Source organism: Ectobacillus soli (assembly GCF_042610425.1).
GTDB lineage: Bacteria > Bacillota > Bacilli > Bacillales > Bacillaceae_G > Ectobacillus.
Genome location: NZ_JBGJZM010000002.1, coordinates 1 through 17,667, shown reverse-complemented (window position 1 = coordinate 17,667; position 17,667 = coordinate 1). Strand labels below are relative to the sequence as shown.

The window sequence follows — 17,667 nt, the reverse complement described above, 5'->3', positions numbered from 1 at the left end:
TTTAGTCATAAAGAGAGGGATCCCGGTTGTATCAAAAAAAATTAATTATTGTTCCCGCATTTAACGAATCTATGAACATTATTCACGTCGTTCAAGATATTAAACAAAACGCACCCGATTTTGATTACGTGATTATTAATGATTGTTCGACTGACAATACGGAAGAAATATGTAAGACGCATCATTTTAATTATGTGAATTTGCCTATTAATTTAGGTATTGGCGGGGCAATGCAAACGGGTTATAAATATGCGCAAAAGTATGAGTATGATGTAGCACTGCAATTTGACGGAGATGGACAGCATGATGCTTCGTATGCAGCTATGTTGTTAGCAACAATGAATGAGAAGCAAGCTGATATGGTAATCGGTTCTCGTTTCATTACAAAGGAAGGATTTCAGTCCTCCTTTTCAAGACGAATAGGCATTCAATTTTTTGAATTCCTGATTCAATTTGTCATTCGAAAACGTATTACCGATCCAACATCGGGATTTCGAATGGTAAGTAAAAATATTATTGATGAATTTTGCGAATATTATCCAACCGATTATCCGGAACCAGAGAGCGTAGTTTCTATCATTCGAAATGGATACCTGGTAGAGGAGACACCTGTCATCATGAGAGAACGAATGGGAGGAACGTCTTCTATCGTCAATATGAAGGCACTCTATTATATGGTGAAAGTTTCTCTAGCGATTATGATTGATAAACTAAAGCCGATTAGAAAGGGTGGGGTAAGATGACCTTCCGTTTACAGGCGCTAATTATTATTGGAGTGATCTTTACATTTGTTCAGTTCCTTAATTTGGTGCGTAAGGAAAAAATGGAATTGCGATATGTACTCATCTGGTTTGCTGTATTAATTGGGATACTCATATTAACCATTTTTCCTGCTGTTATAGACAGCATTTCGTTCTTATTAGGTGTGGAGACCCCAATGAATTCCTTGTTTTTCTTTGGGTTTATCTTCACTTCCTGTTTGTTATTTTATGTATCTGTTACGTTATCGAAATTATCTGTTCGTATAAAGAATCTTACGCAACAAGTAGCATTGTACCAGTTTGAAAATGAAAAATTGAAAAAGTATGTAACAGAGAAACCAAAAGAAGAAAAAGTATCCCAGCATGTGTAATCCTTATAAGGTGAATAGAAAGAAGCATGAACTTAAGAGCTCATGCTTCTTTTGGTTTTTTACATAAAGATAGCCTCCTGTTTTACAGAAGGCTATTTGTTTGCTCGTATACATCAAATGTCTTATCAATCATTGCTTGGATGGTAAAATGTTGTAAATAATAGTTTCTTCCTTGTTTCGCAATATGCGAATACAGTTCTTGATTTTCAAAAATCGTTTGAATCGCAGCTGCTAATTTCACTTCATCTCCATATGGGACGAGAAGACCCGTTTCCTTATTAATCACTACCTCTGGGAGTCCCCCAATGTTTGTAGCAATCACAGGAGTTTGTGTAGCTAAAGATTCAATTGCTACATAGGAGAGGGATTCATTTTCAGAAGGAATAACAATGATATCGTTGTTCGTATATTCTTCAATCACATTTTCCTGGAATCCTTTAAACGAAATTTGATTTGACAATCCGAACGCTTCCGCTGTTTCTACTAATTTTTGCATAAGAGGACCTTCCCCAATAATATTGCAATGCCATGTTAAGGATGGATGATTTCGCTTTAGATGCTTTAATGCTTGCAATAAAAAAAAGTGTCCTTTTTCCTTACTTAGTCTTCCAATCACACCGATTTGTTTCACCTGATTGTGCTTCGTAGGTCTCATGATGAGAGGATTTTCTATACCGTTGTATATGACTTGAATCTTTTCTTCATTTGCACCTTTTTCGAGTAGACGTTTTTTCATAAATTGAGACACACAGATTATCGTATCATTCTGCTTTGTAAACCGCTCATTTATCGTTCGTAAAAATAGCGGCATTGGAACATCTACATGATAAGTCCAAATAACACGAACATTAGCCCCTAGTTTTTTCGCTAAAATAGAAATGAAATTTTCCCGTAAAAATTGAGCATGAATAATATCAACATTCTCTTTCAATGCGATTTTACGTACTTGCCATGCAGCCTGTAAGTCAAATGGATGCCGCATTTTTACTTGATATATTGGAATATTCATTTGTTTAAATTTTTTTAGAAGGGGACCCGGAGTTGAATATACGAATATGCAATGATCACGTCCAACTGCTTCTATCAAGTTCATTACATACTTCTCTGTTCCTCCGTCTCCTATGTAATTTAATATATACATGATTTTTGCCATCTTAATTCCTTCCCTATACAAAAAATACAGCTCGTCGTTGTTGCTATGTTTGTTCTCGTTCTAGAGTCCAAAGTGGAGTTTCTGCTTTTTAGAAATTGAGCAGATAAATATGAAAGCAGCGTTTCCAGAGCAGCGCCAAGCGTGAAAAAGAAGGTGACAATTACACAATTGTTAGCTTTCTTTTAAGGAATTCTAAGGAAAACCTTTGTTTTCGCAATTTTATTCTCTCTTCAGAATAATTTATTTGGCGGTAAAAAGCAAACGTATGTAATATCAATGCTAGTAGTAAGCCTTGTATGATTTTTCCTTTATTTAGATGATTCAAGTTGTTTCTCAAAACAATTTAATAGAATATATTCACTCACTGAAACAATCTATATAACCTTATTATAAGCGATTAGAAGCGAGAGAGGACGTTTTTTTTAGAGGAAAAAGAAAAACATGCCCGCCTATTTGGCGAGCATGTTACTTAAGCAGTACGAGAATAGGATGGGTTTGTTCGAACAGCTTGGTATATACGAGGAGCAATGACTGCACCTATAATAGTAAATACGAGATCTTTAACCATGAACCATGTCATCGTTTTCCAAACTGCCGAATAAGTAAGTGGTAATGCTAACCATACCTTGGCAGCTAGATACATATAATTGGTACCAATTACGTATATAAGGACAATTCCGACAAAAGAAGCAAAGAGAAATGTAGGAAACTTTGGTTTCTCTTGGCGTTCCATTATTTTACCTACTACATAAGCTGCTATAATATAAGAAATTATAAATCCACCTGATAATTTAAACAATGAACCGATACCACCGGAAAATCCAGCAAAAATGGGTGCTCCAGCAAGACCTACTAGCATATAAACAAACATGGAAATAGAACCAAGACGACTACCTAAAAGCAAACCTGCTAGAATAGTAAAGAAAGGTTGCATAGAGAGAGGAATCCCACCGATTTGGAGAAAGGGAGCCCAAGAAGTAATGTTTGCTCCAATTGCCATAAGAGCTACAAACATAGCGGCAAGAGTCATGTCAATTGTACGAAGTTTACGCATAATATGTTAACCTCCAAAAAATATAAGTTAACAATATCGTACAAATAGAACCTTTAATTGTCAATAGAAATTTTGTAATCGCTATCTTTTACATCGGTAATTTTCTAAAAAAGGAATGAAAATACGCTACGATATAGTTTGACGAAATTGTTATGAAGAAGGAAAGTATAGCTATGAGGCGAATTATAAATATAAAATAGATGCATCTATTAAAAAAAGAAAAGGAGAGAGATGCATGGTAAAAACATTGATGGAAGCGTTAGGTATGGAAATTACAAAGTTGACGGAGGAGCGGGTAGAAGCGACGATGCCGGTTAACGAAAGTACCCATCAACCATTTGGATATTTGCACGGTGGGGCTTCCGTAGCATTGGCAGAAACGGTTGCTAGCATTGGGACGTATAACCTAATTGATCAGGAAAATGAAATCTGCTTTGGATTGGAAATTAATGCGAATCATATTCGATCTAAACGTGATGGAATTGTTACGGCAGTAGCAACTCCTTTACATAGAGGAAATACAACGATGGTATGGGATATTAAAATTTTTGATGAAGAGAAAGCATTAGTATGTATATCGCGGTGTACAGTGGCAATAAAAGCGAAGCGTGCTTGAGTAGTTGCCGTCTGATTTGTATGATGTTAAATGATAGGAACACCCTACAACTAGACGTTCTATGAGAGGAAAAAGAGGAAATCCATTTGCAGATTTCCTCTTTGTTTTCTTTTCTTAAAATTCAATTTTACTTTCCAAGAATGATTGTAATTCGCTAATTGGCATACGAATTTGTTCCATAGAATCACGGTCACGAACGGTTACTTGCTTATCTTCTAGTGAATCAAAGTCAAATGTAATACAGTACGGCGTTCCGATTTCATCTTGGCGGCGATAGCGTTTGCCAATGGATCCTGTTTCATCATAATCAACCATGAAGTGCTTAGAAAGCTCAGCATACACTTCTCCAGCACCTTCTGCTAGTTTCTTCGATAATGGAAGTATAGCTGCTTTAAATGGTGCGAGTGCGGGATGGAAGTGAAGAACGGTACGCGTTTCGTTTTCTAGTTGTTCTTCTTCAAAGGCATCGCATAGAAATGCTAATGTTACGCGGTCTGCTCCGAGCGATGGTTCGATGCAATATGGTACATAGCGTTCATTCGTTTGTGGATCGATGTAGTTAAAGTCTTCATTGGAATGCTCCATATGACGTTTTAGGTCGAAATCTGTACGGCTTGCAATGCCCCATAGCTCACCCCAACCAAACGGAAATTTAAATTCAATATCGGTTGTAGCATTGCTGTAATGTGATAATTCTTCCTCACCATGGTCGCGAAGACGAATGCTTGCTTCCTTAATAGAAAGAGAAAGTAAAAAGTTTTTGCAATACTCGCGCCAGAAGGAGAACCATTCTAAATCTTCACCTGGTTTACAGAAAAATTCGAGTTCCATTTGTTCGAATTCTCTTGTACGGAATGTAAAGTTACCTGGTGTAATTTCATTACGGAAGCTTTTACCGATTTGGCCAATACCAAGTGGTAACTTTTTACGCATAGAGCGTTGTACATTTTTGAAGTTAACAAAAATACCTTGCGCTGTTTCAGGACGAAGGAATATTTCATTTGTACTTGATTGTGTTACACCTTGATGAGTTTTAAACATTAAGTTGAATTGACGAATTTCTGTGAAATCATCGCTTCCACACTCTGTACATTTAATTTCGTGTTCTTTAATTAGGGCTACCATTTGATCAAAGGATAGGCCATCTACAACCATTTCAATTCCCTTTGCTTCTAAAGCATTTTCAATCAACTTATCAGCACGGTGACGCGCTTTACAATGTTTACAGTCAATCATTGGATCGTTAAAATTACCAACGTGGCCAGAAGCAACCCATGTTTGGGGATTCATGAGAATAGCTGCATCTAATCCTACGTTATAGCGGGATTCTTGAATAAACTTTCTCCACCATGCTTTTTTTACGTTGTTTTTTAATTCTACGCCAAGCGGGCCGTAATCCCATGTGTTTGCTAAGCCACCATAAATTTCAGAGCCTGGAAATACAAATCCGCGATGTTTTGCTAAATTCACAATTTGTTCCATAGAAGTCATGTTATTTTCCTCCTTAAATTTAAATGCTTTGTTGCTTGAGTTATCTGTATTTAGAGATAATACTTGAATCCATTGTTGAAGTGGAGCTGAACAGCCGGTTCCGCTTTTGTTGTCTAGCTGCACCGGCTAGCTCCTCCGGTCAGAAAACCTCCACCCATAAAGGCAGAAAGCGCCTTTTTGTGTGGAGAACTTCTGCCCTATGGAGCTGAACAAGCCGGTTCCGCTTTTCTAAATAAAAAACGCTCGTCTCTAGGCTTTACGCCTAGGGACGAGCGTTGTACTCGCGGTTCCACCCTAGTTGGCATTACTTGGTGTATGCCCCCTTGAAACTTGTATGGCTCAGGATTGCCTTTTCCTTGCATGTCTAGGCTCTCACCGTCCCTAGATCGCTTCATTTGCAAGTACTTATGTATCCGTCATTGCAACAGTATAGATAGCTGGATTTATTCTAACATGTTCTGAAAAAATACACAAGATGAGTATGATACGTTCGAACATTTTATGCATTTGCTCCTTTATTCTAATATCTATTTTAGTATACAAGTATTTTCCTTGCAGTAAGCAAGGAATTGGATCCAATTTTATATTCTGAAAAAAGATACAAACTTTATGAAAATATTTTATTTATTTTCACATATATATAAAGTACATAACTGTCGGGAAAACGCCTATTCATCAAACCAAACCTAATTATATAGGGGTGGAATGAAATAAAAGGAAGGGATCGTATGAATGAACAAAATTATTTATTTATAGATTTTGAGTTTACGATGCCAGAAAATAAAAAAAAGCCCTTTGGATTTTATCCGGAGATTATAGAAGTTGGTTTGGTAGCGGTTGTGGATAGTAAAATTGCAGATACGTTCTCAAGCTTTATTAAACCTGAAAAATTCACCATACTAACAGAACGCTGTAAAAAGTTTTTAAATATTGATCAAGATGATATTGAGGATGGATTATGTTTTCATCAATTTATTGATACACTTCGAGGATATGAGCAATCAGAATCTAGTACAGTTATTACTTGGGGTAACATGGACATGAAGGTTTTAAGGAAAAATTGTGAAATAAATGGTTTGCTATATCCATTTAAGGGAAAACATCGTGATTTGGCACTCGAATATAAGCGTTTTTTCGGCGATCGTAATCAGACTGGACTTTGGAAAGCCATTGAAGCTTATGGAAAGAAGGGAACAGGCAAACATCACCGAGCGCTTGATGATGCATTAACGACCTATAGTATATTTAATCTTGTCGAAAAGGATAAACAATATTTAATAAAACCTGCTCCAACGACAATTGGAGAAGTTATTGACTTATCGAAACTGTTAAAAAAGGTAAGAGCACATTAAAGGCCAAATTACTAAGGTTGCGGTAACTTGGCCTTGCTTTTAGATCTTATATTCTTTTTTTAGATTGTACAAATGCTCGAGGCTCCGATTAGCCCATTCCGTATGGTCTTCTTGTAAGCTTACGATTTGTTTTTCTAGTGCAAGTTGTAATGATTCTTTATAGGTAGGAATGGCGTCTGTGTAACGCTTTACCATTTGTTTTGGAACGAAAGCTTGTTCCTGGAAAGCTAATGAGCGCCGTTCATGAAAAAATGGGACATTCGTTTGCTTTATATGATGTAAGTCTCCTTGAGTGGGGTGTTTTATGACAGCAAGTATCTTTAGTAAATATTGAGTTGGGCGAAGTTCAGTTATTTCCCCAATGTATACACCGGTTTTATATATACCTGTAACAATCTCTCCAATTTGAAATATGTCTTCCATATAATATACCTCCCTTTTTTTTAATCCTACAGAATGGAGTAGGTTAAAGTCAAAATAACAATGAAGGTTCTTTCTTTATTTCTATACAATCAGAATAAAATGTAAGGAGGATTGGCTATGATCCCATATCTTTATTTTCCTCAGGATAAAATGGAATATGTTCCAGCAGTCATTACATGTTTATTATTTTTTATTGCTGCATTTGTAACAGTGCGGATATTTATCATTGTGTCAAAACGAGAAATGAAAGGTATTAATGAGTTAGAACATAAGATTATGTTACAAGAAAACGAGCGGAAATAAAGCAATAATCTGTTGGTACCCTTCTTATTTTGTATGTTTCTCACGGATAAGGTAAATATAAGGGAAAAGGTTATGTTGGAGGAACATCATATGATACTGAAATTAGCTCTTGTTACTTTATCTATTCTCTTGGTGAGCGGTTGTGAAAAGGGTCAGCCAAAGCAGGTGGATGTAAAGCTGCACAATGCTGCAGGTGACGAAGTAGGCACAGCAAAAATGTCAGAGCAACCGAATGGAATTGAAATTAAAATTAAAGCAAAGGGATTCACACCTGGTCCACATGGTTTACACGTTCATGAAATTGGTCTATGTGAGGGACCAGCATTCATTTCTTCAGGAAATCATTTTAATCCAGATAATAAAGAACATGGACTTTTGAATGAAAAAGGGGCAGAAAATGGTGATTTACCAAATGTATCTGCAACGAATGAGGGAGAAATTAAAGCAAAGATCGTAGCGCCTAACCTATCATTTCAAGAGGGGAAAAAGACATTGCGGCGTAAAGATGGAACGTCGCTTATTATAACGGAGGGTCCGGATGATGGTATGACGCAGCCGGCAGGAAATTCAGGAAAACGCATAGTGTGCGGTGTAATTGTTGAAAAAACAAAAGGAGATGGGCAATAGGTTCATATAGGCTAGCTATTTGTATTGTATCTTTTGCTATTCACTTGTAGGACTATGGGGGGTACAATTGAAATAAAGGATACTTGAAAGATAGGAAAGTGCGAATATGCAAGCTATTCTCAATTTGCTGTACAATAGTTTACATAGCGAAGTATGATGATGTATTAAAAGTTGTAGTACAATAATAAAGGACAGGAGGGATAGGATGAGTGGGGTGTATATAAAGCTTGTCGAGGTTGTGAAAGAATGGGATCCATTTCATTTTGGACCGGAATTCTATGAAACAGAGGCAAGTGATATTGTGCATATCGTTACAAAGTTTGATGATATTAATTACATAGCAACAAAAATTCAACGCATTTATTTTTTATCCTTCGAAGAAAAAGTATCTATGGAAAAATGCAAGCAATTAGCACAGCACCTTGTGGAATTAAAAAACTCACAAAGCTGCAATATTTTTCATAAATAAAAAGGATGACTCTATTTATTGGAGTCATCCTTTTTGTGTAGAGAACTTCTGTCCTACTGAGCTGAACAGCCTGCTTCGCTTTTCTGCATGTCGACAAAGTTTAGTATGTTTTCGTATACGTGTTGTGGTTTTTCTTCTGGTAGTAGGTGTCCGGCTCTCTCGTAGGAGATGAAGGTTGAGTTTTCTAAGTCACTGTGTAGTCTTTTTCCTACTGAGATTGGGACGACTCGGTCTTCTTCTCCCCATATGAGGAGGGTGGGTGTTTGGATTTTTCGTAATTCATGTGATGCTAAGTCTCCTTCTCGGTCGCGAATCATGCGTGTTAAAGCTTGAAAGATTCGATCATCATAAAAGGGTGCTGCATATCCTTGCATCATTTCATCGTCAATTAAATCCGTATCGTGAACAACATTTAGCAAATTTTGCAGTACCCCTCTTCGTACGAACCAATTTTTCATATATAAATAAAAAAACGGTAGGTATGAAGAATACACAAGAGGAAAGGCTGAGCGAGATAAATATCCAGAACTGCAAAGAAGTACAGAACGGTCTATTAAGTCTGGTCGTAAGCGGCTTACATAAAGTGAAATTTGTCCTCCCATGGAATGACCAACTAATACGACGTTGCAAAGTTGTAGATGCTCAATGAGACGAATAATTAGATTAGCCAGGTTTTTGTAGGAATAGGTGAAAGTAGTAGATTTTTCACTTTTTCCGAACGGAGGGAGATCCAATGCAATCACTGTTCCTTGTTTGGCAAGGAGCGGAATTAGTCTGCGATAGCTAAATGTAGAAGAAAGAAAGCCGTGAATAAGTATGAATGTTGGTTGTTTTGAGCTTGGATTATAGTTGTAGAGCTCATAATGAACAGTAATTCCTTGAATGGAATAAGAGAAGTTTGGAAGAGAAATTTCTGTTGTCATGGCAATCACCTCATTTATTTTTGTTACTATCATCCCCATCCTTTCTAGTTCTATGCCTACACAAATAGGACAAAACAAATGCTTTGTCCCCTGGCTATTTTGTTACTACGTATGGTGGTGTTTTTCCATATAATGCGGCTACTAGATTTTGTGCGGCAGTCATAGCCATGTCATACCGTGTCTTTTGTGTAGCAGAACCGATATGTGGAAGTGTAATGACGTTATTTAATTGTAACAAAGGATTATCCTTAGCTACTGGCTCATGAGTGAAGGTATCTAAGCCGGCAGCGAAAATTTGTTTTTGCTGCAATGCAGTAAATAACGCTTTCTCATCAACGGTATTACCACGGGAAGCATTAATAAAAATCGCTGTCTTTTTCATCTGTTTAAATTCACGTTCCCCAATAAGATGATACGTTTCTTCGGTTAATGGAGTCATAAGTACAATAAAATCTGATGTTTGAAGTAGCTCGTCTAGGTTACAATAGACTGCATGATAAGCTTTTTCAGCTTTTTCTTTTCGTCTGCGATTATAATAAAGTACATTCATATCAAAACCAAGTGCAGCTCGTTTAGCAACAACTTCCCCAATTCGGCCCATTCCAATAATGCCAATCGTTGCGTGATGAACGTCTAAACCAAAGTATTCCTTATGAATCTGATCTTCCCACCGTCCTTCCTTCACATAGGAATTCATTTCACAAATTCTACGGGAAGCAGTAAGCATCAAGCCGATAATTAAATCAGCAACTGTATCATCGAGTACATAAGGCGTGTTTGTTCCCATTATGTTATGCGCTTTCATTACATTGGTGTCAAAATTATCATACCCAACTGATATATTGCTTACCACTTGTAGGTGCGGTGCTGCCTGAAGTAGCTCCTCATCAATAGTTACGCCAAAATTAAGTAATCCATGTTTGTCTTGTAGGTTTTGTAATAAATGTTTTCGGGGAATTGTTTGATCCCCTTTCCATATTTCATAATTACAATGGCCTGCAATATATTGCTCCACCTCCTTAGGAATTTCCTCAGTAATATAAACATTCGGTTTCATTGTCTTATCCTCCTTTCCATCCATTTTGTCATATAATAATAAAAAAATCATTGTAATGTTATAGAACATGAATTTGCAAAATAAAGAATTGTTTGTATACTCAATGCAAGGGTATTTATTTCATTCACTGTGGTAAAATGTAGTGTTGAAGAAAGGAAATGACATATATGACTGAAAAAGAATTAGAACTTCTCGATTGTTTAGAAAAAAATAGCCGTCTTCCAATTGATGCGTTAGCAAAAATGTTAGACTTAGAAGTTGGCGAAGCCGAAGCAATGATGAAAAAGCTTGAAAGCGAAAAAATTATTGTTGACTATGTAACACTCGTCGATTGGACGAAGGTAAAAGAGCAAGAAGGCTTAACTGCCATGATCGATGTGAAGGTAACACCAAAGCGCGGTGTAGGCTTTAATGAAATTGCAGAGAAAATATATCGTTATCCTGAAGTGAAATCTGTATATTTAATGTCAGGTGCGTATGACTTATCAGTTGTAGTTGAGGGGAAAACGATGACTGAAGTTTCTAGCTTTGTTGCACATAAGCTATCTACATTAGATTCTGTTCTTTCTACTACTACTCATTTTATTTTGAAAAAATATAAGCATGATGGCATTATTTTTGATCAACCAGATGATGATAAACGGATTGTGGTGACACCATGAAAAGCTTCACTTTATCAAAAACAGCAGTAGATTTACAACCATCAGGTATTCGGAAATTTTTTGATTTAGCTTCCGGTATGAAAGGTGTTGTTTCACTTGGTGTGGGGGAACCCGACTTTGTGACTGCATGGCACGTACGTGAAGCATGTATACGGTCTCTAGAAGAAGGATTTACAGCATATACAGCAAACGCAGGGTTACTTGAATTACGTCAAGAAGTGTCCCGTTATTTAAAAAAGCAATTCGATGTATCTTATGATGAAACGCAAATTATTATTACGATTGGAGCAAGTCAAGCATTAGATGCAGCGCTCCGGACTATTATTAATCCTGGTGATGAAGTCATTGTAGTGGAGCCATGCTTTGTATCTTATGCACCGACGGTATCGCTTGCAGGAGGGGTTCCTGTAACCATTTCTACGTTAGCAGAGAATAATTTTAAGTTGCAACCAGAAGAACTTGAGGAAGCGATTACAACAAAAACCAAAGCAATGATTCTTTGTTCACCAAATAATCCAACAGGAACGGTTTTAAGTAGAGAAGAATTAGAAGGCATCGCTGAGGTAGTAGACAAATACAATTTAATTGTACTTGCTGACGAAATATACGGCGAACTTGTTTATGATGAACCTTATACGAGCTTTGCAGCGATTCGCAATATGTACGAGAATACGATTCTCATAAATGGATTCTCGAAGGGATTTGCGATGACTGGCTGGCGTCTTGGAATTGTAGCCGCTCCTAAGAACTTTATTGAGCCTATGCTTAAAATTCATCAATATACGATTATGTGTGCACCGACCATGTCTCAACATGCTGCGTTAGAAGCACTTCGACATGGCGAATCCGATGTACTAGAAATGAGAAAAAGTTACCGACAACGTCGTAATTTTATTACCAAGTCTTTCAATGAAATGGGACTTTCTTGTCATTTACCAGGCGGAGCATTCTATGCATTTCCTTCTATAAAGTCTACGGGTCTAACTTCAGAAGAATTTGCAGAACAATTGCTTGTAGAAGAAAAGGTTGCTGTAGTGCCAGGTTCAGTATTTGGTGAAAGCGGAGAAGGATATGTACGCTGTTCTTATGCAACATCAATGGAGCAATTATTAGAAGCTGTTTCAAGAATGAAAAAATTTCTGCAAAAAAAAGACAAAACGATTAACGTTTTGTCCTAAAAATAGGGGGGAATACTAGAAAGCCATGTGCTAATAGTATCTCCCCCTTATTTTTATTTATACATACATTTCAAAAAATTTTTTTCTTAAGGAATGCATCCTTTTGAAGGTAATGAATATACGTGTTATAATTTAGCAATCTTGTTTTATTTATAGGAGTGTTAGTATGACACGCATATATCATGCTGGAGCAGTCGTAAGTGGAGTTGTATCAGGCATTCAAGCATATGGAGCATTTGTTGCTTTAGATGAACATACACAAGGATTGATCCATATATCAGAAATTACGAATGGATATGTGAAAGATATTCATGATTTTCTTCAAGTAGGAGATAAAATTGACGTAAAAGTGTTAGCTGTGGATGAGGAACATGAGAAAATAAGCTTATCCTTAAAAGCAGTTGAAGAACAAATGATTTCATCGAAACAAACAACAATGAAAGTTCTGAAACCTGCTCCCGATGGTTTTGAAACACTTCGCGAAAAATTAAACGAATGGATCAAGCAAGTGTAAAAACATTAGAGTAACATTGTACATATGTAACGGTGCTAATAAACAAAAGAGCCTCTAATGGGGCTCTTTTGTTTATATAATCTTACCGCACGTTTCGTGGTTCTGGATGTGTACCAAGTTCTTCAGATGGTTTAAACAATAAACCTAAATTAATTAAACCTGATATGCCAACGATTCCATATATGATACGAGCCAAGGCTGCATCTTGTCCTCCAAAAATAGCAGCAACTAAGTCAAATTGGAAAAAACCAATTAGTCCCCAGTTTATCGCACCTATTATTGTAAACACTAAAGCAATTCTCTGTAGTGTACTCATCTAAAATTCCCTCCTAAGTAATCATTTCTTCTCTTATAGAATGTTTTGAAAATGAAATTTTTATGCAGATGTTTTTGTGGTTTGGGTAATTTTTGTTATGGTTAAAGAAGAACGAAGAAAAGGAGATGAATTTATGCAAAGTTTCACATTTCAAAATCCAACAAAGTTAATTTTTGGTAAAGATCAAATAGAAATATTACGTACAGAGATGCCGAAATATGGAGACAAAGTTTTACTTGTATATGGCGGCGGAAGTATAAAACATAATGGTGTATATGATGCAACAATAAATATATTACAAGAGTTAGGTGCAAAAGTATGGGAATTATCCGGCGTTGAACCAAACCCACGCCTTTCTACTGTTCATAAAGGAGTAGAAATTTGCAAGCAAAACGGAGTTGAGCTTATTCTTGCACTAGGCGGCGGAAGTGTAATTGATTGTACGAAAGCAATTGCAGCGGGATCTAAATATGACGGAGATGTTTGGGATATAGTTACTAAAAAAGCAATTGCTGCAGAAGCCCTTCCATTTGGTACGGTGCTTACACATGCAGCAACAGGCTCTGAAATGAATCCAGGCTCTGTCATTACAAACTGGGAAACAAATGAGAAATATGGCTGGGGAAGCCCTGTTACATATCCTAAATTTTCTATCCTAGATCCAACCTATACATATACTGTACCAGCTAAGCAGACGGTGTATGGAATCGTCGATATGATGTCTCATGTATTGGAATCATATTTTCACAAAGGAACAAATACACCAGTTCAAGACCGTTACTGTGAATCACTCTTATTGACTGCAATTGAAACAGCGCCAAAGCTTCTTGAAGATCTTCACAATTATGAGTATCGCTCCACGATAATGTATATAGGCACGATGGCGCTTAATGGTTCACTTTCTATGGGACTTCGCGGAGACTGGGCTACTCATAATATTGAACATGCTGTATCTGCCGTGTATGACATTCCGCATGGTGGTGGGTTAGCTATATTGTTTCCAAATTGGATGAAGCAAGCGGTAGATGAAGATGTATCTCGATTTAAACAATTAGCTATTCGTGTATTTAACATTCGTGCCGAAGGAAAATCAGATCGTGATGTGGCATTAGAAGGAATAGAAGCGCTTCGTAACTTCTGGATTTCACTAGGTGCACCTTCTCGATTAGCTGATTATGATATTCATGATGATAAGCTAGATATTATGGCAGAGAAGACGGTCGTATATGGACCATTTGGTAATTTCAAAAAATTAACGAAAGAAGATGTACTTTCTATTTACCGTGCATCCTTGTAAAAATTGAGAGAGACGAATACATATCGTCTCTTTTTTTGTATGTTTACCTCTAAAAATAGTCAATATTTGTCTAATTTATAAATTGTTCATATTGGACACGCTTACAAATAGAAGTGCGCTTGATTTACAAGATTTGTTTCGTTAAAGTGAATATGGGAATGGATATTCTATTATTGGAGGGAATAACATGACACACATAACTTTTGATTATTCAAAAGCATTATCATTTATTAATGAACATGAACTTACATATTTACGTGATGCAGTAAAGGTGTCTCACCATGCCATTCATGAAAAAACAGGTGCAGGTAGTGATTTTTTAGGATGGGTAGATCTGCCTGTTACTTATGATCGTGATGAATTTGCACGTATTCAACAAAGTGCTGAAAAAATTAAAGCAGATTCAGATATTCTACTTGTTATTGGAATCGGTGGATCATATTTAGGGGCACGTGCAGCTATTGAGATGTTAAATCATTCTTTCTATAATTTGCTTTCTAGTGAACAACGGAAAACACCACAAGTCATTTTTGTAGGGCAAAACATTAGTTCTACATACTTACAGGATGTTATGAACGTGTTAGAGGGAAAAGATTATTCCATTAACATTATTTCTAAATCTGGTACGACTACTGAACCTGCAATTGCGTTTCGTATTTTTAGAAAGATGCTAGAAGAGAAGTACGGCAAGGAAGAAGCACAAAAACGTATCTATGCAACTACAGATAAGTCGCGCGGAGCATTAAAAACGTTAGCAAATGAAGAAGGATATGAATCCTTTGTTATCGCTGATGATATTGGTGGCCGGTTCTCAGTACTCACTGCAGTGGGATTACTTCCAATCGCAGTAAGCGGTTTAAATATTGAAGCAATGATGAAAGGAGCAGCAACAGCTTGCGAGGACTTCAATAAATCAGAACTTGAAGAAAATGCTGCTTATCAATATGCTGTTGTTCGCAATGCTCTTTATAACAAAGGAAAAACGATTGAAATGCTTGTTAACTATGAACCGGCACTTCAATATTTTGGAGAATGGTGGAAGCAACTGTTTGGTGAAAGTGAAGGAAAGGACCAAAAAGGAATTTACCCTTCTTCAGCTAATTTCTCTACAGATCTTCATTCACTTGGGCAATATATTCAAGAAGGTCGTCGTGATTTATTTGAAACAGTTATCAATGTGGAAAAGCCACGTCATGAATTAGAAATTGGAATGGAAGAGTCTGATCTAGATGGATTAAACTATTTGGCTGGAAAGTCAGTGGACTTTGTTAACAAAAAGGCATTCCAAGGTACGGTTCTGGCACATAATGATGGCGGTGTTCCAAACCTAATTGTAAATATTCCTACACTTGATGAATATACATTCGGATATCTTGTCTACTTCTTTGAAAAGGCTTGTGCAATGAGTGGGTACTTATTAGGAGTAAATCCATTTAATCAGCCTGGGGTAGAAGCTTATAAGAAAAATATGTTTGCATTATTAGGAAAACCAGGATTTGAAGAATTAAAAGCACAATTAGAAGAACGCTTGAAATAAGAAATGTAGAGGGGATAATGATAGAAGGTGAAAAATTTTCTATTATTATCCCTTAAATTTTTGATTGTTCATAGTATCCATTTTTGAAAAAAATGAAAATAATCGAAATGATTACCTGTTTATTACAATAAGCATATCTTTTTCTTTTAAATGAAAAGGATGGACAGGATGGATGATGATTTCTCTTCCTCTTTGCACCCCAAGTAGCAGCGTATCTTGTTTCATTAATTGTAGACTATAATGTCTGAACAACATTTCTTCGCCTAAGTATGGCATTGATATAATCTGTATTTTATTTGCTGTGATTTGATTGCACAGTGATATAAATGTTTCAGAGGAAGAAGGATAAATCATAGAAGCAGTCATTACGAAGCTCGTTAGCTTATTGGCTTGCACAATTTCATCTGCGCCTGCCCGTTTCACATTTTGAATTTGATGTGTTGTAAGCATTTCTACGATACAGTATATATTTGGATTCAAACCTTTGACTGTTAGAACTGTTAAAACGGATTGAACGTCTGCATCTCCTTCGCTTTTTTCTTTATCAGCTGTAATAAGAATCATAGCTGCCATTTTAATTCCTGCCCGCCCTATTACCTCATCATGATGGGCACAACCTTTTACAAAATATAGATGAGAGTAATCAGAAGGGAGTGTAGGAAGCGTTTCGTCTATTAGTACGATATTTTTTTGGGGATACAAAATTTTATATTGGCTTACTACTCGTTTGACTCGCTCGTTCCACCCGACTATTATGAGATGATCGGCAAGGGAAACAGTAGCTTGTCCTTTTTGATTTGTATATTGTCTGCTAATTAATTCCGTTGCGAAAGATACCATATAGTAAGAACCAAATCCAGTCCCCATAAGTATAAGCAAAATGCCGAGAAGTCTCGCATATGTACTTCGCGGTACGTAGTCTCCATATCCAACTGTAAATACAGTAACAATTGCCCACCAAATCCCATCAAAAATGGAAGGGAAAATAGTTGGCTCGAGAAAATGAATGGCCACCCCAAATATAATAATTAAACCTCCGAGTAAAATAGAAGTTCGAATTATAATTGATAAACGAAATCTTTCTAGAATAAGGCTATTGTTGTTCATACACTAACTCCTTTACCATACACACGTTTTCAGTGTAACCATTTTTATTGTAGGAAAAACATACCAATAATGCTATTTGGTTGTGTTTGAAGGATGAAATGTCTTGATTTAACTATGGTTGAAAAAATGTAATAAAGTCTTTATTAAGAGAGTACTTTTGCACAGGAAAGATAGTTCTTATTGCTAGAAAAGAATTACTGGTATTTTTAATAAAAAAGGATTGCAAAGATATATTTATCATGTTATATTATTATTCGTCGGTTCGGAAGGATATAAAAAAACCTAGTTTTAAAAAAAGGTTTGACATTATTTTTACGAAATGATATAGTGTAAAAGTCGCTGTAAGGCGATAGCAAGTTCTTTGAAAACTAAACAAAACATGAAACGTCAGTTTTATTTTTTAAAGCTTAGACAAACTTTAACTTTTATGGAGAGTTTGATCCTGGCTCAGGATGA

General features: G+C 36.4%; 20 protein-coding genes. 12 read left to right on the top strand and 8 right to left on the bottom strand.

The annotated features are described in order from the left end of the window. The first annotated feature begins 26 nt into the window (after window positions 1-26). The gene (locus ACAN53_RS11935) at window positions 27-743 is read left to right on the top strand and encodes a glycosyltransferase family 2 protein (protein WP_379970339.1); all 717 of its coding nucleotides are present in this window, start codon (window positions 27-29) and stop codon (window positions 741-743) included. Next, the gene (locus tag ACAN53_RS11930; protein ID WP_379970338.1) at window positions 740-1,132 is read left to right on the top strand and encodes a DUF2304 domain-containing protein; all 393 of its coding nucleotides are present in this window, start codon (window positions 740-742) and stop codon (window positions 1,130-1,132) included. The genes ACAN53_RS11935 and ACAN53_RS11930 overlap by 4 nt, the downstream gene beginning before the upstream one ends. An 82-nt stretch (window positions 1,133-1,214) precedes the next feature. Here ACAN53_RS11930 and ACAN53_RS11925 read toward each other — a convergent pair whose 3' ends face one another. Then, window positions 1,215-2,285: a glycosyltransferase family 4 protein gene (locus ACAN53_RS11925; protein WP_379970337.1), complete on the bottom strand. Its 1,071-nt coding sequence runs from the start codon at window positions 2,283-2,285 to the stop codon at window positions 1,215-1,217. Between the two features lie 469 nt (window positions 2,286-2,754). Beyond that, on the bottom strand, window positions 2,755-3,339 hold the full coding sequence (locus ACAN53_RS11920) for a biotin transporter BioY (RefSeq protein WP_379970336.1): 585 nt from the start codon (window positions 3,337-3,339) through the stop codon (window positions 2,755-2,757). Between the two features lie 235 nt (window positions 3,340-3,574). On the opposite strand from ACAN53_RS11920, the gene ACAN53_RS11915 reads away from it, so the two are divergent. Then, a complete protein-coding gene (locus tag ACAN53_RS11915; RefSeq protein ID WP_379970335.1) occupies window positions 3,575-3,955 on the top strand; it encodes a hotdog fold thioesterase in 381 nt (126 codons plus the stop codon). Between the two features lie 114 nt (window positions 3,956-4,069). Here ACAN53_RS11915 and ACAN53_RS11910 read toward each other — a convergent pair whose 3' ends face one another. Then, entirely contained in the window at window positions 4,070-5,446 is a 1,377-nt protein-coding gene (locus tag ACAN53_RS11910; protein ID WP_379970851.1) for a glycine--tRNA ligase, read from the bottom strand. A gap of 728 nt (window positions 5,447-6,174) precedes the next feature. On the opposite strand from ACAN53_RS11910, the gene kapD reads away from it, so the two are divergent. After that, window positions 6,175-6,798, top strand: a complete 624-nt coding sequence (gene kapD, locus ACAN53_RS11905) for a 3'-5' exonuclease KapD (protein ID WP_379970334.1) — start codon at window positions 6,175-6,177, stop codon at window positions 6,796-6,798. Between the two features lie 39 nt (window positions 6,799-6,837). Here the strand turns inward: kapD and kapB are convergent, their stop codons facing one another. After that, window positions 6,838-7,221, bottom strand: a complete 384-nt coding sequence (gene kapB / locus ACAN53_RS11900) for a kinase-associated lipoprotein KapB (RefSeq protein ID WP_379970333.1) — start codon at window positions 7,219-7,221, stop codon at window positions 6,838-6,840. Between the two features lie 117 nt (window positions 7,222-7,338). Between kapB and ACAN53_RS11895 the strand changes: the two genes are divergently transcribed. The 3 genes from ACAN53_RS11895 (at window position 7,339) to ACAN53_RS11885 (ending at window position 8,620) form a co-directional block, all read left to right on the top strand. Next, window positions 7,339-7,524, top strand: coding sequence for a hypothetical protein (locus tag ACAN53_RS11895; RefSeq protein WP_379970332.1), 186 nt, complete (start codon window positions 7,339-7,341; stop codon window positions 7,522-7,524). 90 nt (window positions 7,525-7,614) lie between these two features. Next, on the top strand, window positions 7,615-8,151 hold the full coding sequence (locus ACAN53_RS11890; protein WP_379970331.1) for a superoxide dismutase family protein: 537 nt from the start codon (window positions 7,615-7,617) through the stop codon (window positions 8,149-8,151). A 205-nt stretch (window positions 8,152-8,356) separates the two neighbouring features. After that, window positions 8,357-8,620 carry a DUF1871 family protein gene (locus tag ACAN53_RS11885; RefSeq protein ID WP_379970330.1) on the top strand — a complete coding sequence of 88 codons (264 nt, stop codon included), beginning with the start codon at window positions 8,357-8,359 and terminating at the stop codon, window positions 8,618-8,620. A gap of 53 nt (window positions 8,621-8,673) precedes the next feature. Here the strand turns inward: ACAN53_RS11885 and ACAN53_RS11880 are convergent, their stop codons facing one another. Beyond that, the gene (locus ACAN53_RS11880; RefSeq protein ID WP_379970329.1) at window positions 8,674-9,543 is read right to left on the bottom strand and encodes an alpha/beta fold hydrolase; all 870 of its coding nucleotides are present in this window, start codon (window positions 9,541-9,543) and stop codon (window positions 8,674-8,676) included. Window positions 9,544-9,637: 94 nt separating this feature from the next. Then, window positions 9,638-10,600 carry a 2-hydroxyacid dehydrogenase gene (locus tag ACAN53_RS11875; RefSeq protein WP_379970328.1) on the bottom strand — a complete coding sequence of 321 codons (963 nt, stop codon included), beginning with the start codon at window positions 10,598-10,600 and terminating at the stop codon, window positions 9,638-9,640. Window positions 10,601-10,767: 167 nt separating this feature from the next. Here ACAN53_RS11875 and ACAN53_RS11870 point away from each other — a divergent pair, with 167 nt between their 5' ends. The 3 genes from ACAN53_RS11870 (at window position 10,768) to yugI (ending at window position 12,954) form a co-directional block, all read left to right on the top strand. Then, entirely contained in the window at window positions 10,768-11,262 is a 495-nt protein-coding gene (locus tag ACAN53_RS11870; protein ID WP_379970327.1) for an Lrp/AsnC family transcriptional regulator, read from the top strand. Then, window positions 11,259-12,440, top strand: a complete 1,182-nt coding sequence (locus ACAN53_RS11865) for an aminotransferase (protein ID WP_379970326.1) — start codon at window positions 11,259-11,261, stop codon at window positions 12,438-12,440. The genes ACAN53_RS11870 and ACAN53_RS11865 overlap by 4 nt, the downstream gene beginning before the upstream one ends. A gap of 166 nt (window positions 12,441-12,606) precedes the next feature. Then, on the top strand, window positions 12,607-12,954 hold the full coding sequence (yugI, locus tag ACAN53_RS11860; protein WP_379970325.1) for a S1 domain-containing post-transcriptional regulator GSP13: 348 nt from the start codon (window positions 12,607-12,609) through the stop codon (window positions 12,952-12,954). An 82-nt stretch (window positions 12,955-13,036) separates the two neighbouring features. On the opposite strand, the gene ACAN53_RS11855 is transcribed toward yugI, so the two are convergent. Further along, complete coding sequence (locus ACAN53_RS11855) at window positions 13,037-13,270, bottom strand: DUF378 domain-containing protein (RefSeq protein WP_379970324.1); 234 nt, start codon at window positions 13,268-13,270, stop codon at window positions 13,037-13,039. 133 nt (window positions 13,271-13,403) lie between these two features. Between ACAN53_RS11855 and ACAN53_RS11850 the strand changes: the two genes are divergently transcribed. Beyond that, a complete protein-coding gene (locus tag ACAN53_RS11850) occupies window positions 13,404-14,567 on the top strand; it encodes an iron-containing alcohol dehydrogenase (protein ID WP_379970323.1) in 1,164 nt (387 codons plus the stop codon). 187 nt (window positions 14,568-14,754) lie between these two features. Further along, on the top strand, window positions 14,755-16,104 hold the full coding sequence (locus tag ACAN53_RS11845; RefSeq protein WP_379970322.1) for a glucose-6-phosphate isomerase: 1,350 nt from the start codon (window positions 14,755-14,757) through the stop codon (window positions 16,102-16,104). A gap of 111 nt (window positions 16,105-16,215) precedes the next feature. On the opposite strand, the gene ACAN53_RS11840 is transcribed toward ACAN53_RS11845, so the two are convergent. Then, window positions 16,216-17,211: an ion channel gene (locus ACAN53_RS11840; RefSeq protein ID WP_379970321.1), complete on the bottom strand. Its 996-nt coding sequence runs from the start codon at window positions 17,209-17,211 to the stop codon at window positions 16,216-16,218. Window positions 17,212-17,667: the final 456 nt, after the last annotated feature.